This is a genomic window from Bradyrhizobium sp. (assembly GCF_035484855.1).
GTDB lineage: Bacteria > Pseudomonadota > Alphaproteobacteria > Rhizobiales > Xanthobacteraceae > Bradyrhizobium.
Genome location: NZ_DATHOP010000036.1, coordinates 63,924 through 89,762, shown reverse-complemented (window position 1 = coordinate 89,762; position 25,839 = coordinate 63,924). Strand labels below are relative to the sequence as shown.

At 63.4% G+C, this 25,839-nt stretch carries 25 protein-coding genes; 16 read left to right on the top strand and 9 right to left on the bottom strand.

From position 1 onward, the window contains the following. Positions 1-49 precede the first annotated feature (49 nt). The 8 genes from VK804_RS04800 (at position 50) to VK804_RS04765 (ending at position 9,151) form a co-directional block, all read left to right on the top strand. Positions 50-1,381 carry a Rieske 2Fe-2S domain-containing protein gene (locus VK804_RS04800; protein ID WP_325368379.1) on the top strand — a complete coding sequence of 444 codons (1,332 nt, stop codon included), beginning with the start codon at positions 50-52 and terminating at the stop codon, positions 1,379-1,381. A 4-nt stretch (positions 1,382-1,385) separates the two neighbouring features. Further along, complete coding sequence (locus tag VK804_RS04795) at positions 1,386-2,438, top strand: ABC transporter substrate-binding protein (RefSeq protein ID WP_325368377.1); 1,053 nt, start codon at positions 1,386-1,388, stop codon at positions 2,436-2,438. An 88-nt stretch (positions 2,439-2,526) separates the two neighbouring features. Beyond that, positions 2,527-3,663, top strand: coding sequence for an amidohydrolase family protein (locus tag VK804_RS04790; RefSeq protein WP_414642719.1), 1,137 nt, complete (start codon positions 2,527-2,529; stop codon positions 3,661-3,663). Next, on the top strand, positions 3,660-4,766 hold the full coding sequence (locus VK804_RS04785) for an amidohydrolase family protein (RefSeq protein WP_325368375.1): 1,107 nt from the start codon (positions 3,660-3,662) through the stop codon (positions 4,764-4,766). The genes VK804_RS04790 and VK804_RS04785 overlap by 4 nt, the downstream gene beginning before the upstream one ends. Further along, positions 4,763-5,176: a Rieske (2Fe-2S) protein gene (locus tag VK804_RS04780; RefSeq protein WP_325368373.1), complete on the top strand. Its 414-nt coding sequence runs from the start codon at positions 4,763-4,765 to the stop codon at positions 5,174-5,176. Before VK804_RS04785 ends, VK804_RS04780 begins: the two co-directional genes overlap by 4 nt. Beyond that, positions 5,094-6,248 carry an ABC transporter substrate-binding protein gene (locus tag VK804_RS04775; RefSeq protein ID WP_325368516.1) on the top strand — a complete coding sequence of 385 codons (1,155 nt, stop codon included), beginning with the start codon at positions 5,094-5,096 and terminating at the stop codon, positions 6,246-6,248. Before VK804_RS04780 ends, VK804_RS04775 begins: the two co-directional genes overlap by 83 nt. A 53-nt stretch (positions 6,249-6,301) precedes the next feature. Then, the gene (locus VK804_RS04770; protein ID WP_325368371.1) at positions 6,302-8,026 is read left to right on the top strand and encodes an iron ABC transporter permease; all 1,725 of its coding nucleotides are present in this window, start codon (positions 6,302-6,304) and stop codon (positions 8,024-8,026) included. A gap of 21 nt (positions 8,027-8,047) precedes the next feature. After that, a complete protein-coding gene (locus tag VK804_RS04765) occupies positions 8,048-9,151 on the top strand; it encodes an ABC transporter ATP-binding protein (protein ID WP_325368369.1) in 1,104 nt (367 codons plus the stop codon). Positions 9,152-9,168: 17 nt separating this feature from the next. On the opposite strand, the gene VK804_RS04760 is transcribed toward VK804_RS04765, so the two are convergent. Further along, the gene (locus VK804_RS04760) at positions 9,169-9,453 is read right to left on the bottom strand and encodes a hypothetical protein (protein WP_325368367.1); all 285 of its coding nucleotides are present in this window, start codon (positions 9,451-9,453) and stop codon (positions 9,169-9,171) included. Between the two features lie 175 nt (positions 9,454-9,628). On the opposite strand from VK804_RS04760, the gene VK804_RS04755 reads away from it, so the two are divergent. Genes VK804_RS04755 through VK804_RS04720 form a run of 8 tightly spaced genes read left to right on the top strand, consistent with a single transcriptional unit; the run spans position 9,629 to position 17,075 of the window. Next, positions 9,629-10,513 carry an isocitrate lyase/PEP mutase family protein gene (locus VK804_RS04755; RefSeq protein ID WP_325368365.1) on the top strand — a complete coding sequence of 295 codons (885 nt, stop codon included), beginning with the start codon at positions 9,629-9,631 and terminating at the stop codon, positions 10,511-10,513. 38 nt (positions 10,514-10,551) lie between these two features. Further along, on the top strand, positions 10,552-11,886 hold the full coding sequence (locus VK804_RS04750) for an MFS transporter (RefSeq protein ID WP_325368363.1): 1,335 nt from the start codon (positions 10,552-10,554) through the stop codon (positions 11,884-11,886). Positions 11,887-11,942: 56 nt separating this feature from the next. Beyond that, positions 11,943-12,938, top strand: a complete 996-nt coding sequence (locus VK804_RS04745) for an ABC transporter substrate-binding protein (protein ID WP_325368361.1) — start codon at positions 11,943-11,945, stop codon at positions 12,936-12,938. Further along, complete coding sequence (locus VK804_RS04740) at positions 12,935-13,741, top strand: ABC transporter ATP-binding protein (RefSeq protein ID WP_325368359.1); 807 nt, start codon at positions 12,935-12,937, stop codon at positions 13,739-13,741. The genes VK804_RS04745 and VK804_RS04740 overlap by 4 nt, the downstream gene beginning before the upstream one ends. After that, entirely contained in the window at positions 13,738-14,499 is a 762-nt protein-coding gene (locus VK804_RS04735) for an ABC transporter permease (protein ID WP_325368357.1), read from the top strand. Before VK804_RS04740 ends, VK804_RS04735 begins: the two co-directional genes overlap by 4 nt. Next, positions 14,496-15,284 carry an ABC transporter permease gene (locus tag VK804_RS04730; protein WP_325368355.1) on the top strand — a complete coding sequence of 263 codons (789 nt, stop codon included), beginning with the start codon at positions 14,496-14,498 and terminating at the stop codon, positions 15,282-15,284. Before VK804_RS04735 ends, VK804_RS04730 begins: the two co-directional genes overlap by 4 nt. A gap of 21 nt (positions 15,285-15,305) precedes the next feature. Beyond that, a complete protein-coding gene (locus VK804_RS04725; RefSeq protein WP_325368353.1) occupies positions 15,306-16,187 on the top strand; it encodes an isocitrate lyase/PEP mutase family protein in 882 nt (293 codons plus the stop codon). 21 nt (positions 16,188-16,208) lie between these two features. Further along, positions 16,209-17,075 (top strand): oxaloacetate decarboxylase, encoded by an 867-nt coding sequence (locus tag VK804_RS04720; protein WP_325368351.1) that lies wholly within the window; start codon positions 16,209-16,211, stop codon positions 17,073-17,075. Between the two features lie 1,171 nt (positions 17,076-18,246). Here the strand turns inward: VK804_RS04720 and VK804_RS04715 are convergent. The 8 genes from VK804_RS04715 to VK804_RS04680 are packed head-to-tail and all read right to left on the bottom strand — an operon-like array spanning position 18,247 to position 25,533. Beyond that, positions 18,247-19,248: an ABC transporter substrate-binding protein gene (locus VK804_RS04715; protein ID WP_325368349.1), complete on the bottom strand. Its 1,002-nt coding sequence runs from the start codon at positions 19,246-19,248 to the stop codon at positions 18,247-18,249. Between the two features lie 11 nt (positions 19,249-19,259). Then, a complete protein-coding gene (locus VK804_RS04710; protein WP_325368514.1) occupies positions 19,260-20,150 on the bottom strand; it encodes an amidohydrolase family protein in 891 nt (296 codons plus the stop codon). Positions 20,151-20,155: 5 nt separating this feature from the next. Further along, positions 20,156-20,863 carry a hypothetical protein gene (locus VK804_RS04705; RefSeq protein ID WP_325368348.1) on the bottom strand — a complete coding sequence of 236 codons (708 nt, stop codon included), beginning with the start codon at positions 20,861-20,863 and terminating at the stop codon, positions 20,156-20,158. Between the two features lie 14 nt (positions 20,864-20,877). Continuing rightward, entirely contained in the window at positions 20,878-21,987 is a 1,110-nt protein-coding gene (locus VK804_RS04700; protein ID WP_325368346.1) for an Ldh family oxidoreductase, read from the bottom strand. 10 nt (positions 21,988-21,997) lie between these two features. Beyond that, on the bottom strand, positions 21,998-22,999 hold the full coding sequence (locus VK804_RS04695; protein WP_325368344.1) for an ABC transporter substrate-binding protein: 1,002 nt from the start codon (positions 22,997-22,999) through the stop codon (positions 21,998-22,000). 50 nt (positions 23,000-23,049) lie between these two features. Next, positions 23,050-23,850 (bottom strand): HpcH/HpaI aldolase family protein, encoded by an 801-nt coding sequence (locus VK804_RS04690; RefSeq protein WP_325368342.1) that lies wholly within the window; start codon positions 23,848-23,850, stop codon positions 23,050-23,052. Between the two features lie 16 nt (positions 23,851-23,866). Next, positions 23,867-24,184, bottom strand: a complete 318-nt coding sequence (locus VK804_RS04685) for an AtuA-related protein (protein WP_325368340.1) — start codon at positions 24,182-24,184, stop codon at positions 23,867-23,869. After that, positions 24,181-25,533 carry an acyclic terpene utilization AtuA family protein gene (locus VK804_RS04680; protein WP_325368338.1) on the bottom strand — a complete coding sequence of 451 codons (1,353 nt, stop codon included), beginning with the start codon at positions 25,531-25,533 and terminating at the stop codon, positions 24,181-24,183. The genes VK804_RS04685 and VK804_RS04680 overlap by 4 nt, the downstream gene beginning before the upstream one ends. Between the last annotated feature and the right edge of the window lie 306 nt (positions 25,534-25,839).

Genomic DNA, 25,839 nt, shown 5'->3' with positions numbered 1-25,839 from the left:
GGTGCCGCAAAAAGCTTTGGCGCCGCTAAAACAAGCAAGGGAGATCGACATGTCCAAGGCAACCGATGGCCATGATCTGACACGGGTTGGCCCAGGCACGATCATGGGCGAGATGATGCGGCAATATTGGATCCCCGCAGCCCTTTCCTCCGAATTGAAAGCCGACGGCGACCCGATGCGGCTGATGCTGCTTGGCGAGCCCCTGATCGCTTTTCGCGACAGCTCGGGCCGGGTCGGGGTGCTCGATCATCAATGCCCGCATCGCTGTGCGTCGCTGTTCCTCGGCCGCAACGAGGAGAACGGCATCCGCTGCGTCTATCACGGCTGGAAGTTCGACGTCGAAGGCCGTTGCCTTGAAATGCCAAACGTGCCGCCGCCGCAGGATTTCAAGGAGAAGGTTCGCGCCAAGAGCTACAAGGTGCAGGAGCGCGCCGGCCTGATCTGGGTCTATATGGGCGCGCGCGCCGAAGCGCCGCCGATGCCGATGCTGGAGGCCCTGTTCGTTCCCGAACAGGATCTGAGCGTCAGCATGCTACAGCGCCAAAGCAACTGGCTGCAGGGTCTCGAAGGAGATATCGACACCTCGCATTTCGGTTTTCTCCACGCCGGTCACGTCAAGGCGGAGGATTTCGAGGAAGGTCATCCGGCGCGCCACACCGTGGCCAACCGCGCGCCCGAGTACAAGGTCGCCGACACCGAATGGGGCACGATGTATGGCGCCTACCGGCCCGACACCAACAACCGGATGCATTGGCGCATGGCGCATTTCTGCCTGCCGTTCTGGACCCAAACGCCGAATGCCGATTTTGCCGATCACGTGGTCGCGAAGGCCTGGGTTCCGATGGACGACACCCATACCATGCTGATCTCGATCTTCGGCGGCCGCGCCCGCGGCGCGACCTACTCGTCGATGAAGCTGAAGAAGAGTGGAACGGCAATTCCGGGTGCCGAACCGCTCGACTACCTGCCCAACAGCACCGATTGGTTCGGTCGCTGGCGGGCGGTGCAAAATCTCGCGAACGACTGGCAGATCGACCGCGAGGCGCAGCATGCCAACCGGATCTATTCGGGCATCCGCAACATCGTGATGCAGGATCAGGCCGTCACCGAAAGCATGGGGCTGATCGTGGATCACACCAAGGAGCATCTGGCGCCGAGCGACATCATGATCGCCCGCACGCGGCGGCGGCTGTTGACCGTGGCACGTGACCTCGCCGAGGATGGCACCGTGCCGCCCGGTGTCGACGATGCCGGGATCTTCTGGAAAGCGCGCGCGGGTTCGTTCTACGCCGACGACAAGATCGACTGGCAGGACGCCTATCAGGAACAATTGAAGAGCGCCGTGCGCTGGCCCGCCCCCGACCGACAAGCCGCGGAGTAGCGCGGTGGCCTCGCGCCGCAGGGGCGGACTGATCCTCATTTCGCGCCGCGCGGCCCTGCTTGGCCTCGCGGCCGGTTCCGCCCTGCTCTCCGCGCCGCCAACCGCGCGCGCCGAGGACGAGTGGAACAAGATCGTCGCGGACGCGAAGAAGGAAGGCCACGTGGTGCTCTATAGCGCCTTCGTCGGCCTCGCCGCGCATCAGGAGCTCAAGAAGGATTTTGAGACCAGCTACGGCATCACCGTCGACATCCTGGAGGCGCGCGCAAGCGAGGTCCGCGAACGCATTCGCATCGAGCAGGCGGCGGGTCGCTTCGCCGCCGACGTGTCGGAAAACGGACGGACGACGACCACGCTGCAGATCGCGCAGGACCATGTCTTCGATCCCTTCGGGCCACTTCCGAGCCTCGGCCATCTGAAGCCGGAATTCCGTGGTGACGACATCCGGCTGCCGGTATTTGCGATCGTCTACGGCATTCTCGCCAGCACCAGGCTGGTCAAGCCCGAGGATGAGCCGAAGAGCTGGCTCGATCTCGCCGATGCCAAATGGAAAGGCAAAATCCTCAGCGACGATTTTCGCGCGCTGGGCGGTGGTGGCGTGCTGTTCTATGTCCTCGAGGAACATTTCGGGCGCGACTTCCATGAGAAGCTTGCGCAGCAGGACATCAAGTTCAGCCGCGAGATTCCCGCCAACGAGCGGCGTATCGCACGCGGCGAGCTTCCGCTCTACCTTCCCGTGAGCCTGACCTCGATCCCCGAATTGAAGGGACTGCCGGTCAAGTTCATCGCGCCGAAGGAAGGGCTGCCCTACATCGGTTATGATCTCGCGCTGCTGAAGAATGCGCCGCACCCGAACGCGGCACGCCTGCTGATGGAGCATTACCTCGGCCAGAAGATGCAGCAGGGTTTTGCCAATCTCGGTCTGCTGCCGGTGACCAGCGACACGCTGTCCGAACTCGATCCTGCGGTGGCTGACCTGCAGAAAAGCAAGCTCCTCGGCACCACCGATGCGGCGCGGATGGACAAGATGCTGGCGTTGGCCAAACAGATCTACCCGTGAAATTGACCTTCGACGCAGTAGCCGGAAGCCGCTTCTGGCGCTATCGTCATGTAGGCACTTCCCGAGCCCGGAACATCGATCGAGTGGAATGTCCATGGTAGCAAACCGGCAGGCGACCGGCGGCGATCGATCCGCGAGATATGCAGGCGCCATCGATTGCGATCTTCATCCGGCCGTGCCCGGAATGAACGTTCTGTTGCCGTATCTGGACGACTATTGGCGTGAAATGGTGTCGGTCCGCGCCCTCGACCGCCTCAACCTCAGCCTGACCAGCTATCCGCAGAATGCGCCGCTGTCCTGCCGTCCCGACTGGACGCTCGATCAGGGAAGAAAGCCGGGATCGTCGCTCAAGGCGATGCAGGAGCATGTGCTCGACCGCTACCAGCCGCGCTACGGAATTCTCAACTGCCTCTATGGCGCGCAGGTGTTCCACAGCGAAGACATGGCAGCGGCGTTCTGCCGGGCGACCAACGACTGGATTCGCGACGAGTGGCTCAGCCGGGATCCACGGCTTCGGGCCTCGATCGTGATCCCGGCGCACAATACCGAACTGGCGGTGGCGGAAATCGAGCGCAGGGCCGACGACTTCCGGTTCGTGCAGGTCTTGATGCTGGTTTCCGGCGAGGTCACGCTGGGCCGGCGGCAGCTCTGGCCGATCTACCGGCTGGCCGAACGGCTGCAGCTGCCGATCGGGATTCACGCCGGCAGCGCCTACCGTTACGCGCCGACGCCGGTGGGATGGCCTTCCCACTATGTCGAAGACTACATCGCGCAATCGGCGGCCTTCGAGAATCAGCTGCAGAGCATGATCGCCGAAGGTGTGTTTGCAAAATTCCCCGATTTGAAGGTCGTTGCGATCGAGTCCGGCGTGACCTGGTTGAGCGGCTTCATCTGGCGGTCCGACAAGACGTGGAAGGGGGTCCGCGCCGAAGTTCCCTGGGTGACGCGGGCCCCGTCGGAGATTGTCCGCGATCACGTCCGCTTCACAATGCAGCCGATCGATGCGGCCGACGAAGCGGAGGCGATCCTGCGGCTGGTCGACCATCTGAAGTCGGACCGTTTGCTGCTGTTCTCGACCGACTATCCGCATTGGCAGTTTGACGGAGACGAGGCGCTGCCATTAGGTATCCCTGACGAGTTGCTTCGAAAGATCCTGAGCGAGAACGCGCTTGCCACCTATCCGCGCTTGTCGAAGGCGGATCATGCCATGGAGATTACGCTATGAGCATTGTCGATGTGGAACGAAGCCAATCCGCGAAACACAAGTTTCAGGTCATCGATTGCGACATTCATCCAGCGATGACTTCCTGGAAGGAGATCCACCCCTATCTGGAGAAGCGCTGGATCGAGCATCTGGAGGTCTATGGCAGCCACCTGCGCCACGCCTTTTCCGAGGCGCTGTCGCATCCGCGCATGTCGCCCGACGCGGCGAGAGTCGACGCCTATCCCGAGGAGGGCGGCCCTCCGGGATCGAGCCTCGACTTCATGAGGAAGCAGCATCTCGATCCCAATGGTGTCGAGATCGGCATGCTGATTCCGTTGCGCTGGAATCCCGGCAGCCAGCGCAATCTCGATTTCGGCGCGGCCCTGACGCGGGCCATGAATACCTGGCAGCTGGAGCGCTGGGTCAAACAGGAGCCCCGCCTGCGGGCTTCCGTGCTGGTCGCGCAGGAGGACACCGAGGCTTCCGTTGCCGAAATCGATGCCCGCGGCGGCGATCCGAATTTCCAGCAAATCCTGATCCTGCCGCGCACCGACGAGCCGTTCGGACGGCGGCGTTATTGGCCGATCTTCGAAGCGGCCGTGCGCAACAGCCTGCCGATCACGATTCATGTCGGGGGCACCGGCGGTCACCCGTCCACCGGCGGCGGCTGGTCGTCCTATTATATGGAAGAGCACCACATGGTCGTGCAGGCCATGCAGGCCGTGTTGGCGAGCCTCGTCTTTGAAGGCGTGTTCGAGCGGTTTCCAAAACTGCGCATCGTGATCATGGAGGGCGGCCTTGGCTGGATTCCATCGTTCAGCGCGCGAATGGACAAGCACTGGAACCGGATGCGCAGCGAAGTGCCCCAGGTGAAACGGCCGCCTTCGGAGTATGTTCGCGAGCATGTGTGGTTTACGACCCAGCCGATGGAGGAGCCGGGCAGTTCCGCGGCCCTTCTCGATCTGTTCGATCGGATCGGCTGGGATCGACTGTTGTTTGCGACCGACTATCCGCATTGGGATTTCGACGATCCTCGCGCCGCGTTCAAGGCAAACCTTACCGACGTCCAGCGCCACCAGCTTCTCTACGGCAATGCGCGCAAGTTCTACAGGTTTGACGAATGACGCGGCATGTCGTCGCGACGGTCGACCAGATTCCACCGGGCGAACGGATGTTGGTGACGGTCAGCGGCCGGGAAATCGGCATCTTCAATGTTGGCGGCGAGTACTTCGCCCTGGGCAACCGTTGTCCTCACAATGGAGGATCGTTGTGCAAGGGCCGCATCGTCGGTCTGGTTGAAGCCAGCGAACCAGGCGCCTATCGCTTCAGCCGGCGGGGCGAACTCCTGCGTTGCCCGTGGCATGGCTGGGAATTCGACCTGCGCACCGGCAAATCATGGTGCGAGCCCGACCGCACAAAGGCGCGGAGCTATGACCTGACGGTTGAACCGGGTGCTGCCCTCACCGAGGATACGCTTACGGCCGAAACCTTCCCGGTGTCGGTCGAAAAGCAGTATGTGGTGGTCGAAGTCTAGGACCCCGGCGGGCCGGCAACGAAGCCGAAAATACAAAATTCGGGAGGGTGAGGAAGTGATGAAAACGCTCAAGGCGATGCTGGTTGCGTGCGTCGCAGGGATGGTCATGCCCGCGCACGCCCAAGCACAGGAGTCCTGGGACGCCGTCGTCGATGCCGCCAAGAAGGAAGGCAAGGTCGTGGTCTATGACATGGCCCTTGGCGCTCCGTATTTTATCGCCGTCCTGAAATCCTTCGAGGCCAAATATGGCATTCCGGTAGAAAGCCTGGACCTGCGGGCCAGCGAGCTTTCCGAGCGCATCCGGACCGAACAATCAGCCGGGCGATACCTCGGCGATGTCGAGATGATCTCGTCGACCATGATCGAGGAGCAGCTGCAGAAGGGCGATTTCATCGAGAGGCTGCCGGCGATTCCGAACGCGGCGCATCTGCGGCCGCCGTTCCATGCCACCGAGTACAGCGTGCCCGCTTTCGTCCAGCCGATGGGTATTCTGATCAACACCCGAATGGTCAAGGACGATGAGGTGCCGAAGAGCTGGGACGATCTGCTCGATCCGAAATGGAAGGGCAAGATTCTATCCGACGATATGCGGCCCTTGGGAAGCGGCAATACGATGTTCGCCATCCTGGAGCACAAGATGGGCCCGGAGTTCAACGCGAAGCTCGCCGAGCAGAAGCCGGTCTTCAGCCGCGACATGCGTAACGACGCCCGTCGTGTCGCGCGCGGCGAATATGCCATCTATGTTCCCCAGATCTTCGCGTTTACCTCTGATCTGAAGGGCTTGCCGGTCAAGGTCGTGGTGCCCAAGGAGGGCGCGCCTTACGCCGAGATGGATTCGGCGGTGCTGAAGAATGCTCCGCATCCCAACGCCGCTCGCCTGTTCATCCAGCATTTCCTCGATATGGAGTCGCAGCTGATTTACGCCAACGCCTGGATGCCGCCAGTTGTCGCGGGCGTGGCCGAGCGCGCCAATCCCGACGCGCAGCCGTTCGCGAACGCCCCGCTTTTGGGCCCGGCCAAACTTGCCGAGCGGCCATCCATGATCGAGCTGGCAAAGAAGCTGTATCCGTAGTTTTTGAAAAAATGGCGATATCGGCCGACGACCGCGTGGGGAATCCTGGCAGAATGCCGTTGGCGGCAGGCCTGTCGGCGAGATTGCGCCTGTTGCAGGCGACCTCGGCTGGCCGCACGGCGGCTCTGGTCTTGCTTGTCGCCATTCTGGCGTTTTTGTCGGTTTATCCGCTGTCGATGCTGCTCTATGGAAGCCTGCATTCGACCCCGCCGGGCGTAGCCGGCACGTTCAATCTCGACGGCTATCAGCAAGTGCTCACTCGACAGAACCTGATCACGCTTCTCAACACCGTCGGAATATCGCTGGCCAAGACCGTTCCATCGCTCGCGATCGCCGTACTGCTGGCCTGGATCCTGGCTCGCACCGACACCCCGTTTCGCGGCGCGCTTGAAGTGCTGGTCACGTTGCCGTTCTTCATCCCGCCTATACTGACAGCGATGGCCTGGGGCATGCTGGGCAATCCGCAGGTGGGGCTGCTCAACCAGCTCTATCAATGGCTGACGGGATCAAGCAGTTCGCCGATCAATGTCTATTCCTACGGCGGCGTGGTCTGGCACATGATGCAATATTCCGTGCCGTTCCTGTTCCTGCTGATCGTCGACGCCTTCCGGGCGATGGATCCGAGCCTGGAGGAAGCGGCCCGCATGTGCGGCGCATCGCGACTGCGGACGTTCCGCACCGTCACGTTGCAGCTGATGCTGCCCGCGCTCACAGGTGCTGCCATCCTCAGCTTCATTCGCGGCATCGAGAATTTCGAGTCGCCGCTGTTCTTCGGCTCGCCGGCCGGCATCAAGGTGATCACGACGGATATCTATGACTCGATCAACCAGAGCTCGCCGCCGCAATATCAATATGCGACCGCGGTCAGCTTTATCATCATGGCGCTGCTGTTTCTCATCGTCCTGCTGCAATGGAAGCTGTTGCGGGGACGCAGCTTCACGACTGTCAGCGGAAAGGGCTATTCGCCTGGTGTCATGAAGCTCGGGAAATGGCGCTGGGCGACGTTCGGCTTCTGTGCGCTGTTCTTTGTGGTGACCGTCGTGCTGCCCATAGGTCAGCTCCTGATCGGATCCTTCTTCAAGTTCTTCGGCTTCTATCAATGGGACATGCTGACGCTCGAACATTATCAGGCTGTGTTCGGCAGCAGCGAGTTCTGGCGAGGTTTTGGCAATACCATGCTGCTCGGCCTGGTGGGTGCGACCCTGACCATGGTGCTCGGCGGCGCGGTCGCCTACATCTCTGTTCGCACCAAATGGCGCGGCCGCCTGCTGATCGACGCGATGGCCTGGCTGCCATGGATGATGCCGGGAATCGTTCTCGGCCTCGGCTTCCTCTGGGGCTTTGCGCTATTGCCGCACGCGATTCCGATCTACGGCACCATCTGGGCGCTGTTGCTGGCCTATATTTCACTGGGAACGCCGCTCTCGGTGCGCGTGATGTCGGCCGCCTATTCGCAGCTGTCCTACGATATCGAGGAGTGCTCGCGCGTGCATGGCGCAAGCTGGCTTCAGACCATGCGCCGTATCGTGATTGCGCTGATCTGGCCGTCCTTCGTGGTCGGATGGGTTCTGGTGTTCTTCGGGATCATGCGGGAGTTGAGCGCCTCCGTGCTGCTTTATTCTGTCGGTTCCGAAGTCCTGTCGGTGGTGCTGCTGAAACTTTGGGCCAACGGCAATGCGGAGCAGGTCAGCGTGATCGGGCTGATGATGATGGTGCTGGTGTTGCTGTTCCGATGGGTGCAGTTGAAGGTCATCAAGGCGCAGATCGGCACGTTATGACGAGTCCGGGGAGTCTTTGAGATGTCGAACGTCGTGCTCGAAAAGGTCGGCCGGAATTTCGGCGAGTTCGCAGCCGTCAGCGAGGTCGATCTTCGGGTCAACGAAGGCGAATTCGTCACCCTGCTCGGTCCCTCCGGCTGCGGCAAGACGACGACGTTGCGCATGGTCGCAGGCCTTGAGCAGAACACGGCTGGCCGCATCAGCATCGACAATGAGGTAGTCAGCGATGCGGCCCGCGGCATCTTCGTTCCCTCGGAACGCCGCCGGCTCGGGATGGTGTTCCAGTCCTATGCGATCTGGCCGCATATGACGGTGTTCGAGAATGTCGCGTATCCCTTGCGGGTGCGCCGGCGGCCGGCCGCCGAAATCAGGGAGTTGGTTTCGAAGACGTTGAGCCTGGTCGAAATGGAGGGACTTGCCGATCGGCCGGCGCCGGCTCTGTCCGGCGGCCAGCAGCAGCGGGTCGCGATCGCACGCGCGCTGGTGTTCGAGCCGAAGGTCCTTTTGCTCGATGAGCCCCTCAGCAATCTCGATGCCAAGCTTCGTCTTCAGATGGGAGACGAGTTTCGCGCGATTCAGCGGCGGCTCGGCATGACGACCCTCTATGTGACCCATGACCAGTCGGAGGCGATGGCGCTATCGGATCGGGTGGTTGTGATGGATCGCGGCCGCATCCAGCAGGTCGGCGCGCCCGAGGAGATCTACCGATACCCCACCAACCGGACGGTCGCCGCATTTTTCGGCACGCCCAATCTGCTGGACGCCGAGGTCGAGGCTTGCGCGCGTATCGATGCACGCCGAGTGCGGCTCGAGGTCGTGGGGCAGGGCTGGCGGGGTCCCTGCGAGGCGGCAGATGAGGTGCAGCCGGGACAGACGGTTACCGTCATGGTGCGTCCGGAGGACGCTCGGATCGCTTCGGCGGGCTCCGGGGTGAGTGAGCAGGAACTCAAATGGTCGGGACGGATCGCGCAAACCATCTTCAGGGGACCGAACCGGTCGATTGTCATCGAGACCGGCAATGGCCTTTTCAATATCGACGCGCCAGCCTTCGGCAACTATTCGGTGGGCGACAATGTCAGCGTGATCGTGGCGCAGCAGGCGGCCTGGGCTGTGCCCAGCCAATGAAGCCAAAAATGCCCTGGCTATTCGAGGCCGATGCGCATTCTCAGTTCCGGTTTCCGCACGAGCATATCGACCAGCCATGGCACACATCGTTCGGCAGTCGCCAACGCCTCGGCCGGCGAAACATAGGCGACGCCGGAATAATACTGGACCGGTGTCCAGTGCCCGCCATCCTCGACATCCCGTCGAAATTCCTCGAAGCCGTAACTGCCATCCGGTCGCCGAAAGATATCCACGCATCTGTCATGCTCGGAATTTTCGACGCTGACGAAAACCGTCCATGAGTCTTCGATGCGCTTCGACATGGCTGGCCCGCTTCGCCTCTAAACTGTTGATTTTTCCTGAATAATCCCTCAGAAATCGACTTGACTGTAACTCTGGCAGAGGACGCAGCGCCAGAGTTCCGATATCGCAGGTCAAAATAACGGCAGTCCCTCCATGAGGACATCGCCGATTCAGGGAAAACGGCGGGAGGATCTCTTGGTCGAAGCAACGACACTGCGTGCGCTGCTGCGCAAGGACGGGTGCCTGACGCTTCCCGGCGTCTACGACGGCATTTCGGCGAGAATGGCGGCGAGCATCGGTTTCGACGCGCTTTATATGACCGGATATGGCGTCGTCGCTTCCGCGCTTGGCGTCGCCGACGCCGGCACCGCGACATTCTCGGAAATGCTCGACCGCGTGCGCTGCATCGCCGGCGCTACCGGCCTTCCCTTCATTGCCGACGGCGATACCGGCTATGGCGGCTTGCTGAACGTCGATCGCACCGTGCGCGGCTATGCGGCCGCGGGTGCGTCCGGCATCCAGCTCGAGGATCAGGAATTCCCGAAGAAGTGCGGCCACACCGAGTTCCGCCGCGTCATTCCAGCCGCTGACGCCATTGCCAAGATCCGGGTCGCGGTCGATGCACGGCCAAGCCGCGATTTTCTCATCGTGGCCCGGACCGACGCGCGCTACGCCGAAGGCCTGGATGCAGCGTTGCGACGCGCCGAGGGCTTTCTCGAGGCCGGCGCCGACGTGCTGTTCGTCGAGAGCCCCGAAAGCCTCGAGGAATTGCGTCGGGTCGCCGAGACCTTCAAGGGCGCAGTGCTGCTGGCGAATATGGTCGAGGGCGGTCGCACGCCCTTTCTGTCGACCGGAGAGCTCGCAAGCATGGGCTTCAAGATCGCGCTCTATCCCGGGTCCGGCTTCCTGACGGCGGCAGGCGCGCTGCAGCTCGTCTACCGCAACCTGAAGACAGCCGGAACGAGCACGGGCAGCCAAGCGCCGATGTTGCCGTTCACCGACATGAATACCCTGATGGGTTTTCCTGCGGTTCATGCCTTCGAACAGCGCTATGGCCTGGCCGATCATCACAAGGAGTAGCCGCCATTCCCAGCTCCGCAGCCGAACGTCTCGATAGATTGCCGATCCTGCCGTTTCACCGCCGCCTGCTCTGGCTGATCGGCGCCGGCATGTTCTTCGACAGTTTCGACATCTATCTCGCGGGCTCCGTGCTGGGCGAGCTCGTGCACAATGGCTGGTCGAGCATTCCGCTGAACGCGCGCTTTATCTCGGCTACCTTCATCGGCATGGTCATCGGCGCGGCCGGTGCCGGCTGGCTCGGCGATCGCTATGGCCGCCGCTTTACCTATCAGTTCAATCTGGCGATCTTCGGCCTTGCCTCCTTCGCTTGCGCGCTCGCGCCTGACATGGATTGGCTGATCGGCGCGCGCTTCGTCGCAGGGATCGGCCTCGGCGCGGAAATCGTGATCGGCTACGCGACCATGCTGGAGTTCACGCCTCCGCTGCATCGCGGACGCTGGGCGGCGCTGTTGTCGCTGGTGACGAATTTCGGGCTTTTCGCCTCGACCCTGATCAGCTGGCTGGTCATTCCCGCTTTCGGCTGGCGCCCGATGTTCGTGATCGCCGGGCTCGGCGCCTTCGTCGTGCTTTGGATGCGCAAGAAGATGCCGGAATCGCCGCGCTGGCTCGAGTTGAACGGACGGCAGCAGGAAGCCGACGACATTGTCGGCGCTGTCGAAGCGGAGGCCCACAGCCGCAACATCACTCTGCCTCCGCCACAGACGAGCCCCCAGCCAGCTCCGGTGAGCATGACGAGCGCCGCTTTCATAAAACCCGCTATCATAGGCAGCATCATGCAGATGGCGCTCGGCATCGCCATCTACGGTTTCGTCGCCTGGGTGCCGACCTTCCTGGTTCAGCACGGCATGCCGATCAACCGTTCGCTCGGCCAGGCGGTGCTGATGTCCTTCGGCGGTCCGGCCGGCGCGGCGCTCGGCTGGCTGTTGAGCGATCGCATCGGGCGGCGGCCCTCGATCATCGTGGCATCGCTGCTCGCCGCCGCATGCGGGCCTGCCTTCGCCAACGCGCCCTCGCAGGAACTGGCGGTCTTGCTCGGCTTCCTGATGTTCACGCTGATCTATTTCATGGTTTCGGTCATCGTTGCCGGCTATATACCCGAACTGTTTCCCACGGCGGTGCGCATGCGCGGCTATGGCATCACCAGCACGGTCGGCCGGCTCACCACCATCTTCGTGCCGTTCGGCGTGGTGGCGCTGTTCGATGCGGGCGGCGTCACCGCCGTCACGCTGGGCATTGCCGCCGCCCTCCTGGTGCAGGCGCTGCTGGCTGCCGCCTACAAGGTGGAGACCAACGGCCGCAGCCTCGAAGCGATCACGCTCCAGGAAATCGGCCCGGCCGACGTCGCAGCGTCGGCGCCGCCACTGATACGATGAATAATTCACCGCGACCAATCCCGATCGGGCAACGGATCGATCAGAAGGAGAACGTCATGACCAAGGGGAAAATGCTTGCACGAGTTGGCCTTGTAGTTGGCCTGGCAGCGACCGTCGTCGCCGGCAGAGCGCCGGCGGCGCTGGCCGAGACCATCACCGTCACCCATTGGGGCGGACAGTTCTACGGCGTTCCCTATGCGGTCGCCATGGACAAGGGCTTCTTCAAGAACAACGGCGTGGATGTCACGGGCATCCTGACGGCGGCGGGCGGCGGCACGGCGGTTCGCAACACGTTGGCTGGCGGCATTCCGTTCGGCGAGGTGTCGCTGGCGGCGGCGGTGCAGGCCATCAATTCCGGACAGAAGCTGATCATCATCGGCGCCGGCTCGCAAACCGTGTCCGACCAGATGTGGGTGGTGAAGAAGGATTCGCCGCTTACGGGCATCAAGGATCTCGTCGGCAAGCAGATTGCCTATACCGCGCCGGGATCGGTGAGCAACATGGTGATCCTGATGGCGCTGAAGGCCAATGGCATCACGCAAGCGCAGGTGAAGCTGGTGCCGGCCGGCGATCTCGGCGCCAACCTCTCCGCCGTCAGCAGCGGCGCGGTCGATGCCGGCTTCTCCGATGAGCTGGTCTACGCCCAGAACAAGGAACTGGTGAGGCCGCTGATGATGGTGCGCGATGTCATGGACCCGCGCATGATGCAGACCGTGATGATCACGACCGGGGACTACGCCAAGGCGCACCCCGATATCATCAAGGGCCTCATCGTCTCTCGGCGCGAGGGGCTGGCCTACGCGCTGGATCACCCGGACGAGGCCGCCGAGATTACCGCCAGGGCCTACAACAATCCGAATGTCGATCTGTTCAAGGTCCATATGCACGAGCTCATCAAGGAGAAATACTGGAGCGACGGCCGGCTCGATTACGCCGGCATGAACCACATGGTCGAGGGCTTGCAGATCACCGGACAGATCAAGGGCGATGTCGACTGGCCGAAATACGTCGACACCTCCTATTTGCCGGCCGACCTGCAAGCATCGCAATGAACGCCGCCGCCATGAGCGGACAGCCGCATGTAACGTTGAGCGGAGTGGTCCGTCGCCATGACGGGCCGCCCGCGGTGCACGCGCTTGGCCCGATCGACCTGGTGATCCCCCGCGGCGAGTTCTTCTCTGTCGTCGGCCCGTCGGGTTGCGGGAAGTCGACCTTGCTGGACACGCTTTGCGGGCTGGTGCGCCCGACCAGCGGCAGCGTCAGCTTCGAGGGCAGGGAATTGCGCGGCGAGGTTCCCGACGGCATCGGCGTCGTGTTCCAGGAAGATTCCAGCATGCCCTGGCTCAGCGTTCGCCAGAACGTGGCCTTCGGGCTGCGCACCTCGAACCTGTCGGACAAGGAAGTCAGCGAGCGCGTCGATCATGCCGTCGCCTTCATGGGGCTTTCCCAATTCGCGAGTCATTATCCGGCGCAGCTCTCCGGCGGCATGCGGCAGCGGGTCTGCATCGCGCGGACGCTGGTGCTGAGGCCGCGGCTGATCCTGCTCGACGAACCCTTCGGCGCGCTCGACCAGCAGACGCGGCTATTGATGGGCGATGAATTGCTGCGGCTGTGGCGCGAGACCGGCGCCACCGTGCTGCTCATCACCCATGCGCTGGACGAGGCGGCGATGCTGTCGGATCGCGTCGGCGTCATGAGCGCGCGGCCGGGCCGTTTCATCGACATGGTGGAGACCGGCTGGCCGCGCGATCGCGACAGCCGCATCGTCTCCGACCCGGGATTCGGCGCGGTGACGGCGCGGTTGTGGTCCTCGCTTCGCGAGGAATCGCTCAAGACGATGGGGCGGGCGGCATGACGCGGCGGCGCGCCGTTCTCTGCGTCCGTATCGCCGTGCTGGCGGGGTCCGTCCTGCTGCTCGAGGTCCTTTGCCGTACCGGCGTCATTGATCCGCTGACTGTCATTCCTCCCAGCGACATGGTCGCCTCGATGATCGATCGCCTCGGTTCCGGCGAATTCAACGACAGCGTCGTGTCGACCTTTTCGACCATTGCGCTCGCCTTCCTGCTGGCGGTCGGCTTTGGCACCCTGGCCGGTGCGCTGATCCACCGCTCGCCGCGGCTGCGCGATGTCACCGACCCCTTGCTGGCATCGTATTATTCGGTGCCGACCTTCATCTTCTACCCCTTGCTGGTGGCGCTGCTCGGCCTCGGCAAGGCGCCGTTGGTGGTATTGGGTGTGCTGTCCGCAGCACCCGCCGTCATGATCAGCACGCTGTCGGGGCTCGATGGCGTCTCGCCCGTCTTGCTGAAATTGGCGCGCGTCCATCGCCTTGGTCCGGTTCGGACTCTGTGGTGGATTGTGTTGCCCGCCGCGCTGCCGCGCCTGTTCAGCGGTTTCAAGCTGGCGCTGAGCTATGCGCTGATCGGCGTGATCGCCGGCGAATTCATTCTCTCCGGGACCGGGTTGGGTTACGCGATCTCGTTTGCCTACCAGAGTTTTGATAACCGCGGCATGTACGGCCTGATGCTGTTCGTCCTGCTGGTGGCGGTGACCGCCAACGGAATTCTCTACGTCTGGGAGGGGCGGCTGGCGCGCCGCCGTTCGCAGGGATGAGCGATCTCGCATTCGAAGAAGCCCTGTCCAGGCGAACATCACGCGGCCGCATCCGTGCGTTCGATGCCGCCGTGCTGGTGGTGCTGATGCTGGCAATCTGGCAGGCGGTCGGCAGCTGGACCAAGGGCGTTGCGGTTTCGCCGCCGCTGCAGACGCTGGTCTATCTCTTCGATCTCTTGCGCACCTGGATGTTCTGGGATCATGCCGCCGCGACCCTGGGCGCGTTCCTGCTCGCCTTCGTGCTCTCGGCGCTGCTGGGCCTCGCGCTCGGCCTGATCTTCGGGGTGCGGCGCTTCGCCGGCGAGGTCGCCGAGCCCATTCTCGCGGGCTTCTACACCATCCCGAAAGTCACGCTCTATCCGGTCGTGCTGCTGATCTTCGGCCTCGGCATGTCCGCCAAGGTCGCCTTCGGCGTCATGCACGGGCTGGCGCCGATGACCTTGTTCACGCTCGGCGCGGTGCGCAACCTGCCGCCGGTCTTGATCCGAACCGCCAGGGTGCTGCGGCTTTCGCCGGGCCGGACGATGCTCTGGGTGCTGGTGCCCGCCTGCCTGCCCGACATCGTCAATGGCCTGCGGATCAGCTTTTCGCTGAGCCTGCTTGGTGTATTGATCGGCGAGATGTTCTCGTCGCAGCGCGGCCTCGGGTTCCTCTTGGTCAGCGGCATGGCGCAGCACAACGTGCCGCTGTCGACCGCGGTCGTCACGCTGATCGTCCTGATTGCGATCATAGCCAACACCCTGATGTTGCGGCTCGGCAAGCGGGCCGCGCATCGTTCGAACTGAGAAACACGAGGAAGCACCGCGATGAGAGCCACAACACGATTGCGCCAATTGATCGCCGGCCCCGACATCCTGATGGCGCCCGGGGCCTTTGACGGTATCACCGCCCGCCTGATCGAACAGGCGGGATTCTCCGCGCTCTACATGACCGGCGCCGGCACCTCGGCGTCCTTCGGCCTGCCGGATTACGGGCTGTTGACGATGACGGAGATGGTCGGCAATGCGGCCAAGATCACCGCGGCGGCAAGCAGCCTGCCGCTGATCGCGGATGCCGATACCGGCTACGGCACCGAATTGAACGTCGTGCGCACCGTGCAGGAGCATGAGCGCGCCGGCACGGCCGGCATCCATATCGAAGACCAGGTCTCGCCGAAGCGATGCGGTCATCTCGACGGCAAGGAACTGGTCTCGACGGAGGAATTTTTGGCCAAGATCCGCGCGGCGGTGGCGACCCGGCGCGATCCGGATTTCGTCATCATCGCCCGCACCGATGCGCGTTCGGTCGCGGGCTTCGACGAATCTATCCGCCGCGCCAACGCGGCGCTCGAGGCCGGCGCCGACATGGCTTTCGTCGAAAGTCCGCAGACGCTGGAGGAGGTGCAGATGGTACCGGCGCGCGTGCGCGGCCCCTGTCTGTTGAACGTCGTCTGGGGAGGCAAGACCCCGCAGGTCGATCTGCGCGACGCCGAGAAGATGGGTTACAAGGTCGCCATCCTGCCAGGGATGTTGCTGAAGACCATCTACGGTGCGTGCGACGCGGCTTTGGCCGAGTTGAAGGAAACGTATCGCCACCCGACGCCATTGTTCGACGCCGATGTCCGCACCGGTTTCCGGCGGTTCGGCGCCGACGAGTGGGACGCGCTGCGTGTCCGTTTCCGCGAGCCGCCAGCCCGGGCGGCGGAATAGATCCCGACAGGAGTAGAGCGCATGGCAAGAGCGACAACGACCCTGAAGGCCATTCTCGCTCGGCGCGAGGCAGTGATCCTCGCCGGTGCCGCGAACGGCCTGTTCGCGCGGATCATCGAGGACATCGGCTATGAGGCCGTCTACATCACTGGCGCCGGCATCGCCAACATGTATCTCGGTGCGCCCGATATCGGGCTGACCACGCTGACTGAGATCGCCAACCACGTCGCCGCCATCGCCGATGCCGTGGCGCTGCCGCTCTTGGTCGATGCCGACACCGGCTTCGGCAATCCGGTCAACATGGTCCGCACCGTGAAGGTGCTGGAGCGGGCGGGCGCGGCCGGGCTTCAGATCGAGGATCAGGTCTTCCCGAAGAAATGCGGGCATTTCGACGGCAAGCAGGTGGTGCCGCTGGAAGAGATGCTGGCGAAGATCAAGGCCGCCGTCGACACCCGCAGAGACGGCGACCTGCAGATCGTGGCGCGTACCGATGCGCGCGCGATCCTTGGCCTGCAGGCGGCGATCGACCGCGCCGGCGCCATGATCGAGGCCGGCGCCGACGTGACCTTCGTCGAAGCGCCGATTTCGGCCGAGGAATTGGCGCAGATCGCCCGCTCGCTTTCGGTGCCGCAGGTCGCCAACGTCGTGTTCGGCGGCCGTACGCCGGAACTGGGACAGCAGAAATTCGCCGAACTCGGTTTTGGCTGCGTCCTCTACGCCAACGCGGCGCTGCAGGCAGCCCTCAAGGCTTCTCATGACGTGCTGGTGGCGCTGAAGCAGCAGGGATCGCTGGCGTCGGTCGCCGACCGTCTCGCTGGATTCGACATCCGGCAGCAGGTGGTAGCGAAGCCGGCGTACGACGAACTGGAACGCCGGTATCGTGGGTGAGCGGAGTGACGTCGAAACGCCAGCGCCAATTTTCGATTCAACTTTCAAACAGCCCGCCATTCTTCTCCCCTCCCTCCGCGAGCGCAGCGAGCGGCGGGGAGGGGTCGGGGGTGGGGGTGCCTCAGCAAATTCGCTGCCGGCGAAGCAAGCCGAGTAAATTCACGCTCTCGATTTTGCACCGAATTTGTTGAAGCGCCCCCCACCCCCAATCCCTCCCCGCCATCCGCCTTCGCCAAGCGGCTGCGGCGGACGGGAGGAGGGGAGCGCACCGTTCATGACTTTGCGATTCTCGCTCAACATGGTCATTGCGAGCGCAGTGTCGTAGTGTCGTAGCCCGGGTGGAGTGAAGCGCAACCCGGGATTTGTACCGCGAGGCCGGTCCCCGGGTTGCGCTTCGCTCACCCGGGCTACAGGTTCGAAACGTCGTCATTGCGAGCGTAGCGAAGCAATCCATCTTTCTTTGTGTTGAGCCATGGATTGCTTCGCGGAGCCTGTCATCGGGCGGCGCTTTGCGCCGACCCGTTGGCTCGCAATGACGTTGAGACATACGCCCACGATCTCGCCGCATGATTTTTTTGCGCGAGGTGTTCTTTTATTCCCGCCCTCCAATCAAAGGGCGCAGGGAATGCCGGGGGGCCGATGCGCCCGATAGCCGCGTGTGCAATGGGTAGTAAAAAAACGCACACGCGTTAGTCAGGTCACACCGGAATCACCCGGCATTCCCCACGCAATGGTTTACGGATTATAACGTGCCCTCCCCGGTGCTCGGGCTCTTTGGCCACCGTCGCCCGTGAAAGTTTCTTCTCACGAACTTGACACCAGCGTCGGTACCAGGACCACACGTCTTTTCCGTCCGCCAGAAAATGCCCTCGTCTGAAGCATCCCCTCGCGTCCACCGCATCCCGCCCCGCGTTGTTGACGTTGCGCAACGCCCCTTTGGTGGGGCGGGACAGCGGGGAATATAGGGTTGATTTGTACTTCTGAAAAGAAGAAATACCGGATCGGCCCCGCGACAAATTAACCCGACGGGCAAATTACATCGTAGGGTGGGCAAAAGGCGCTTGCGCCGTGCCCGCCAATCTTTGTTCGACGGTGGGCACGCCATCGGTCGCGCAGTGGCGCGACCCGCTGGCTTTGCCCACCCTACGTTTGAACAAAGGCCTCGTCTTGCTCAGGTGCCGTCGAGGTCGTGGGCCTCGGCGAAGAACAGGTCCTTCCACGATTTCGGCAAATGCTTGATGCGACCGACCTTGTGCAGGAATTCGACATGGGTCATCAGATTGGCCGGTGCGGTGGTGTAGTCGATGTCGGGATCCGTGATCATCGTCACAAGGTCGTCGGCGGAGTTCTTCCTGTCGTTGGTCAGCTTTAGATAGATTTCCGCGGCGGCCTTCGGCTCATGCTTGATGAAGGCGTTGGCCTCCTCATGCGCGGCGCGCACCGCGTTGCAGATATTCGGGTTGGCGTCGTGGAAGGTTTTGGTCGTCACCTGGATGCCGTTGGTGTGCTTGCCGTTGGTCTCATAGCTGGAGAGCACCCTGTGGATGCCGGGCACGCGCAATTCGTAATAGTTGAACGGCGCCACGGCGAAATGGCTGTTCACGGTCTGGCCGGAGAGCATCGCCTGCATGGCGTCCGGGTGGCCGAGCGTGACCGTGAACTCGTCGAGCCTGTCGTATTTCTCAAAGCCCCACAATTTCGCGGCCGCCATTTCGAGCGCCATGGCCTGGCCCGAAATTTTCACGGTCGGCACCGCGATCCGATCGGCTGCGCTGAAATCGGCGATCGTCTTCACGGCCGGATTGCGCGTGGTCAGGATGTAGGGCATCGACTGCACGGCGCAGACCGCGCGCACTTCCTGCGGCGTGCCAAATGTCTTGTCCCACAGCGTGGCGAGCGAGGGCGAGGCGACGTTGACGAATTGTATGGTCCCGCTCAACAGCCCGTCGTTCAGCGCGCCCGGGCCGCCCATGGTCTGCCAGCCGACTGCCAGGCCCTCGACACCGAGCTTCGCGGCATGCGCCTCGATCAGCCGGTGATCTTCCATCACCATCTGCGGCAGGAACGGCAGGCCATATTGCTTGCCGAGATTGATGCTCGAGACGGCCGCGGAGGCCGACCGTATCAGGGCCGGAAGCGCAACCAGACCGGTGACGAATGCACGCCTGTTCAAATTTCCCTCTCTCAGTCGAATCCGAACAGCCGCGCCGGATTGTCGGCCAGAATGCGCTTTCGCATGCCGCTATCGGGCGCCCATTCGCCGAGCAGATTATAGAGCTGGATGGTGCCGACGCGGTCGTGGAACGACAGATGCGGAAAGTCGCTGCCCCAGATCAGCTGGTCCGGCACCGCTTCGATCAGCGCCTGCGCGATCGGCTTTACATCGGCGTAGCCAGGCGCGGTGGAGAAGCGGTAGATGCCGGTGAGTTTTACAAAGCAGCGTTTCGAGCCGTCACCGGCGAGCTTGAGAAATTCCCGGAAGCCCGATTGCTCCGGGCCGTCCTTGGCCGGGAACAGTCCCATATGCGCGACCGAAAATGCCACCGGCAGTTCGCGCAAGGTCGGCATCAATTCGCTGACCAGCCAGCCCGGCGTCAGGAAGTCGAGATGCCAGCCCAGCTCCTCGCATATCCTGGCAAGGCGCCCGATGCGCGGTAACATCGAGGCGGCGAGGCCCGCTTCCGGCTGCCGGACCGGCGAGATATTGACGCGAATGCCGCGCACGCCGGCGTCGTTCAGCTCGGCCAACTCCTTGTCACTGGCCGCGCTCTCGTCGAGATCGATGATGCCGCGGCGGCTCTCGGAATCGAGCTCGCGCATCGAATCGAGCATGCAGGAATTGTCAAAGCCATAGGCGCTCGGTTGAACGAAGACATAGCGCGTGAAACCGATACGGCGCGCCAGCTTCAGATAAACCTCGATCGGCTCGTAGGGCGGCTTGTAGCGCATGTCGCTGCCGTAGCCGTATTTCTCGGCGGGGCCGAACACGTGAAAATGCGCATCGCAGGCGTTTTCAGGCGCGGCAAATGCCGGTTCAAGACCGGCATCCGGATCGTGACTGGTCGCCTCGTCCATGACGCTCACGCGGCCTCGTTGAATAGCACCGGGAAACCCTGTTTGGTCAGGACCTCGGCGCCGGCCCAGGCGGTGGCCTGGATCGACGACCAGACGGGAATGTCGAGCTCGCTGCGCAATTTCGCGACCGCGCTGAGCGTCGGCAACTGCGAGCAGGCGATGAACAGGCTCTTGCTTTTCTGCGTCACCGTCCGCCGCGCCAGTTCGAGCACGTGGTCCTCGCCGATCGCGCCGAGTTCGGCGGTGGTCTTGCAGAAAAAGCTGTTCAAGGTCTCGACCGCGATGCCGGATAATTCGAGATAAGCGCGGAGGCCGTCATTGACCGGCTGCAGATAGGGCGTCACGACAGCGGTCTCCGCGACGCCGGCGCCGCGCAGCGCCTCGATCATGGCGCCGGCGGTGCTGACCACAGTGGTGCCGGTGCGCTCGCGCAGCCGCTCCACCATGCGGGCATTGCCGTCGGGGCCGCCGAGAAAGCCGGCGGCGGTGCAGCCATAGATCACCAGATCCAGCGACTCCGACGCGAACGATGCGATGGCGTCGACGGTGGCCTCGGCATAGGCCGGCAGATCCTCGAGCAGCAGCGTCCGCGGCGGGCGCTTGACGCGCGCCACCTGGATCGGCGCCAGCGCGGGACAAAGCGCCGAAATCTCCGGCTCCATCGTGGTGTTATTCTCCGGCACCACGATCAATACGTTGGCGTGTCGCGGCATGATTACCTCCTGACCTAGGCCAGCGGCTGGTTCGAGACCGATAGCGGCGGCAGTCCGGCCTTGGCGGCGGCCTCCTGCATCGCGGCGACTTCCTTGGCGTGGAACGGCACCCCGCTGCGGCGATGGATCGCTTCCAGCCGGCGCTCGCGTTCGCCGGGCATGATCACCTCGTCGAATCCTTCCGCGGTCGGGCAGGCATGCACGCGTTGCACCAGCGTGTCCATCCGTTTTGAATATTCATCGCGGCTGACGAACAGGTCGGGCTTCATCGCCATGATGAAATGGCCGACGTTCTGCGGCTGGTCGAATTCCTCGAACTGATTGCGCACGCCGCCGCCGAACGCCGCGCCGGAAATGACGCCCCCCATCACGTCCATCAGCATTGCCAAGCCTGAGCCTTTCGGGCCGCCGATCGGCTGCACCGTGCCGCCATCGAGCGCGACGTTCGGGTCGGTGGTTGGACGGCCCTTGGCGTCGAGCGCATAGCCCGATGGAATCGGCTGCCCGCGCCGCGCGGCGCGCCGGATTTTTCCGCGCGCCGCTACCGCCGGCGACATGTCGAGATCGAACGGCATTTCCGCACCCCCTGGGGCTGCGACCGCGATCGGGCTGGTGCCGAGCAGGCCTTCGCGGCCGCCCCATGGCGGCATCGCCTTCGAGGCATTGGTGAAGACGATGCCGATGAAACCGGCGTCCATTGCCTGCAGCGCGTAATTGGCGGCCATGCCGAAATGCGTGCTGCGGCGCGCCGAGACGATGCCGACGCCGTACTCGCGCGCCATGTCGATGGCCTCGGCCATCGCCTTGGTCGCAACCACGAAGCCGAAGGCGTCCTGGCCGTCGAGCGAGCCTGCCATCGGCGTGACGCGCTCGACCTTCAAACTGGGTCGCGGATTGATCAGCCCCCGCCGCACGCGCTCGAGATAATGCGGCAGCGTCTGCAGGCCATGGGTATCGACGCCGCGCAAGTCGGCGCGCACCAGGCAGCGCGCGACCGTCGCTGCGTCCTCTTCGGGGAGACCATGGGCGACCAGCAGCCGGCGGCCGAAGGCTTCGGCCTCGTCGGCGTCGGCATAGAAGGCGCCTTGCGTGGTATCGGCCTTCGCCGTTTGCGTTGCTGTCATGACGTTCAACTCAACTGCCGTTCAGGCCGTAAGCCTCCGGAAAGAACATGTCTTTCCAGGAGTCCGGCCTCTTCTTGATGCGTCCGACCTTGTACAGGAAATCGACGATTTTCATGACGCTGACCGGCGTGGTGGTGTAATCGACGTCGGGGTCGGCCACCATCTTTTCCAGCGCGTCCAGCGAATTCTTGTCCCTGGTGGCGGTCAGGTAGATTTGTGCGGCCTCGCGCGGATATGCCTTGATGAAGGCGTCGGCCTGTTCGAAGGCGGCCACCACCGCGCCGCAGATCTTCGGATTGGCATCGTGGAATTTTTTGGTCGCGATCAGGACGCCGTTGGTGTGGCGCGCGCCGAGCGCATCATAGGATTTGAGAACCTGATGGATACCCGGCGTCGCCAGTTCGTAGTAGTAGAACGGCGCGCTGGCAAAATGCGAGTTGATCTCCGACTGACCCGACATCACCGCTGCCGCCGCATCCGCATGCGAGCGCGTGATGGTAATGGAGTCGAGCTTGTCGTAATGGTCCGCGCCCCAGATTTTCGCGGCTTCCATTTCCAGCGCGATGGCGTGACCGGTCAGCTTGACCGCCGGCAGCGCGATCTTGTCCTTGTCGGTGAAGTCCGCGATGGTCTTGACGTTGGGATTGCGCGTCACCAGCACGTAGGGCATCGACTGCATGGCGATCAGCGCGCGCGCTTCCTGCGGCGTACCGGCGGTCTTGTCCCAGAGGGTGGCCAAGGTCGGGATGCCCGGTCCGATGAAGTCGGCCTGACCGGCGAGCAGGGCATCGAGATCGGCCGCGGGACCGGCACGCTGGGTCCAGTCGGTCGCGACGTCGCCGAGACCGGCAGCCTTGGCGTTGTTCTCGATCAGCTGCTGCGCCTGGATCACGATCATCGGCAGATAGGGCAGGCCGAACTGCATCGACATCCGAACCTTGTCAACTTCGGCCTGCGCGCCGCCGGCAAAGCTCGCTGCGAACAGCGCGGTTAACGCGAACTTCCTCCACATGGCTGGTATCCGTCCTTCCTGCGTTTCGCCGGAAATGGCGCGCGTCGCGGTCATGTCACCGGAATCTCGTGGACTTGTTTGGCCTTCTCGATCATGGCGGCGAGCAGGAATTGAATGTCGGTTCCGGTCGACAGCAGCCGCGCGCCCATGGCGATGAACTCGGCGGCGAGTTTTGGCTTGGTCGACAGGCCGCCGACACCGACATGCTTGCCATGCTTGCGGCAGGCGGCGATGGTCCGTGCATAGGCGTCGCGCACTTTGGGGTGCTCGAGCTGGCCGGCAAGCCCCATGTCGGCGAGCAGATCGTTGACGCCGATCAGCACCATGTCGACGCCTTCGACCGCGGCGATCTCTTCCGCCCGGTCGACCGCTTCCGCGGACTCGAACTGCACGATCACCATGGTGGCGTCGTTGACGGCGGCGTTGGCCTCCGCGGTCGAAATCGAGCGGTACTCGAGATGGGGCAGGGCGCCGCCGGCGCCGCGTTCGCCGAGCGGCGGGTATTTTGCGGCCCTGACCACCGCGCGCGCTTCATCCGCCGAGCATACGCCCGGCGCGATGATGCCAAGCGCGCCTGCGTCCAGCACGCGCTGGATGTATTCCGGCGTGTTGGCGGGAACGCGGACCATCGGCGCAATGCCGGCGGAGAGCGCCGCCTGGCAGATCTGGCCGGTGGCTTCCAGCGTCAGGGTCGAATGCTCGAGGTCGATATAGATCATGTCGAAGCCCGCGGTCTTCGCCATCCGCGCGATCTCGATGCCGCGCACCAGGCGGATGGTCATCGAGGCCACCACCTCGTTGCGCGCCAGCTTGTCCTTGACGACGTTGCGCAGGATATCGCTTGCCTTCACCGCATCCTCTCCCTCGTCATTCCGGATCCGGCAATTCGATCGCCAGCATCACATTGCTGTAGCTCTTGCCATGAATGTCCTGCGCCAGCGAGACCGTGACGCCGCCGCCGAGTGCGTTTTCGATCACGAAATTGAACGCCTTGAGGTTGCGCAGGGGGTGACGGCGCACCGGCCCCTTGGCGATGTGCCTGAAGGCTTCGGCGACACGCTGTTCCGTCAGCTCGCGCTCCAGAAATTCCCAATGTTTGGTGTCGTAGCAGATCACCGAAATGTTCGAGGTGTTGCCCTTGTCGCCGGCGCGCGAATGGGCGAGGTCATAGACGCGGACGCTCATAGCGTGCCCTCCACCATTATTTGGGGATTGACCATGCTTTTGGGCAACAGCACCGATTTGACCGCCAGCACGTCGCGCACCCTTGGCTCGCAGGCACCGCCGGCCCCGCCCGGGCCGTGCATGTGCAGCGCCCGGACCTCGAAGCCGATGGCGTGCGCGGCCTTGCGGTTATGGGTGCGGCCGGCCATCCGCAGCCGCACTTCATAGGGCTCGGGCCGGATATCGGCCTGATCGTGCAGGCTCGACATGCCGATCAGGTCGACGCGGAAATCGTCATAGGCAAAACCCTGCAGCTTCAGTCTTTCCTTGACGATCTCGGCGGCCCATCTGGCGCGGGCGACCGCGTCGATGCCGCCATAGGACACCTCGCCCTCGCCGATATAGCCGTCGGCATAGCCGACATTGACCTTATAGGTCGGCGTGGCGGGACGGGCCCTGGCATTGGCGACGCGAACGCGGTCAGCTTCCTCCTGCGTCAACGCGATGCCGGTGATGTCGAGCACGCAGTCCGGCGTGATGTAGGCGGTGGGATCGTGGATTTCGTAGATCAACTGCTCGGTGCAGGTCATGACGTCGAGGCGACCGCCGGTATCCGGTGTCTTGCCGATCACGATTCCGCCGTCGGCGGTGACGTCGGCGAACGGAAAGCCGTTGCGGGCCAGATCCACCACGTCCTTCCGGCCGGGCCAGCCGAAACAGCCGCCGGTGACGGAAGCCGTGCATTCCAGCAGATGACCGGCCGCGGTGCCCTGCGCGATCTTCGGCAAATCGTCATACGCCCAACCGAACTCATGCATCATCGGCGCCAGGAACAGCGAGGGGTCGGCAACCCTGCCGGTGAGCACGATGGGCGCACCGGTGCTGAGCGCTTCGCAGACCACGTCGGCGCCGAGATAGGCGTTGGCGGAAATCATCGTCGGCAGGATCGATTCCAGCGGCTCGCCGTTTTCGATCAGCCGCAGCTCGCCCTTGTGCTGGACCAGGCTCGACACGTCGTCGCCGAGCACGACCGCGACCGCCACGTCGCCGAGACCGAGATCGGCGGCCTCCTTGCGCGCGGCGCGCGCCCCGCCCAGCGGATTGGCGGCGCCCATATTGCTGACGATGCGGATGCCTTTCTCGATGCAGGTCGGCAGCACCATGCGCAACCGTGAATGCAGCGACGGCGAATAGCCCTGCTCGGGATCCTTGCTGCGCGAGAGATTTTCGCGCGATACCGTGCGTTCGGCGAGACACTCGAACACCAGATAGTCGATGTCGCCGCGCTCGGCGAGCTCCAGCGCCGGAACCAGCCGGTCGTCCGAGGTCCCCGCCCCGGAACCGACACGCAACCGCTCCTTCGATCTCATGGCCGCGTTTCCTCAAATTTTTTTCGCCGCGAGTATGGGCGGGGCCGGCTTCTGCGTCCAATCAGGAGCTTGGCGTGGTCCATAACCTCTGCTTATGTCCGCCCCGACGCAACGGCTGGTTTTTCAGGACGCCATGAACCGGCGGCATAATAGACAGGCTTGGGGAAACCGGACAAATTGTTATTGGACAGTTATACGCGTACCGAAGGCTCAACTGAAAAGCCAACGATCCGGGGGGGATGGTGCGGATGACGAGAGGCGCAACACTCGCGTCGACGACAGGGGCGGACAGGGCCGCAACGAGGC

Excerpts from the sequence above, each read along its gene's own strand:
- VK804_RS04760 (WP_325368367.1), bottom strand. The coding sequence starts at position 9,453 with ATGTCGAAGCGCATCGAAGACTCATGGACGGTTTTCGTCAGCGTCGAA.
- VK804_RS04730 (WP_325368355.1), top strand. The coding sequence starts at position 14,496 with ATGAGCGATCTCGCATTCGAAGAAGCCCTGTCCAGGCGAACATCACGC.
- VK804_RS04790 (WP_414642719.1), top strand. The coding sequence starts at position 2,527 with ATGTCCATGGTAGCAAACCGGCAGGCGACCGGCGGCGATCGATCCGCG.
- VK804_RS04710 (WP_325368514.1), bottom strand. The coding sequence starts at position 20,150 with ATGGACGAGGCGACCAGTCACGATCCGGATGCCGGTCTTGAACCGGCA.
- VK804_RS04770 (WP_325368371.1), top strand. The coding sequence starts at position 6,302 with ATGCCGTTGGCGGCAGGCCTGTCGGCGAGATTGCGCCTGTTGCAGGCG.
- VK804_RS04705 (WP_325368348.1), bottom strand. The coding sequence starts at position 20,863 with ATGCCGCGACACGCCAACGTATTGATCGTGGTGCCGGAGAATAACACC.
- VK804_RS04695 (WP_325368344.1), bottom strand. The coding sequence starts at position 22,999 with ATGTGGAGGAAGTTCGCGTTAACCGCGCTGTTCGCAGCGAGCTTTGCC.
- VK804_RS04745 (WP_325368361.1), top strand. The coding sequence starts at position 11,943 with ATGACCAAGGGGAAAATGCTTGCACGAGTTGGCCTTGTAGTTGGCCTG.
- VK804_RS04700 (WP_325368346.1), bottom strand. The coding sequence starts at position 21,987 with ATGACAGCAACGCAAACGGCGAAGGCCGATACCACGCAAGGCGCCTTC.
- VK804_RS04725 (WP_325368353.1), top strand. The coding sequence starts at position 15,306 with ATGAGAGCCACAACACGATTGCGCCAATTGATCGCCGGCCCCGACATC.
- VK804_RS04780 (WP_325368373.1), top strand. The coding sequence starts at position 4,763 with ATGACGCGGCATGTCGTCGCGACGGTCGACCAGATTCCACCGGGCGAA.
- VK804_RS04765 (WP_325368369.1), top strand. The coding sequence starts at position 8,048 with ATGTCGAACGTCGTGCTCGAAAAGGTCGGCCGGAATTTCGGCGAGTTC.
- VK804_RS04735 (WP_325368357.1), top strand. The coding sequence starts at position 13,738 with ATGACGCGGCGGCGCGCCGTTCTCTGCGTCCGTATCGCCGTGCTGGCG.
- VK804_RS04800 (WP_325368379.1), top strand. The coding sequence starts at position 50 with ATGTCCAAGGCAACCGATGGCCATGATCTGACACGGGTTGGCCCAGGC.
- VK804_RS04720 (WP_325368351.1), top strand. The coding sequence starts at position 16,209 with ATGGCAAGAGCGACAACGACCCTGAAGGCCATTCTCGCTCGGCGCGAG.
- VK804_RS04740 (WP_325368359.1), top strand. The coding sequence starts at position 12,935 with ATGAACGCCGCCGCCATGAGCGGACAGCCGCATGTAACGTTGAGCGGA.
- VK804_RS04685 (WP_325368340.1), bottom strand. The coding sequence starts at position 24,184 with ATGAGCGTCCGCGTCTATGACCTCGCCCATTCGCGCGCCGGCGACAAG.
- VK804_RS04785 (WP_325368375.1), top strand. The coding sequence starts at position 3,660 with ATGAGCATTGTCGATGTGGAACGAAGCCAATCCGCGAAACACAAGTTT.
- VK804_RS04680 (WP_325368338.1), bottom strand. The coding sequence starts at position 25,533 with ATGAGATCGAAGGAGCGGTTGCGTGTCGGTTCCGGGGCGGGGACCTCG.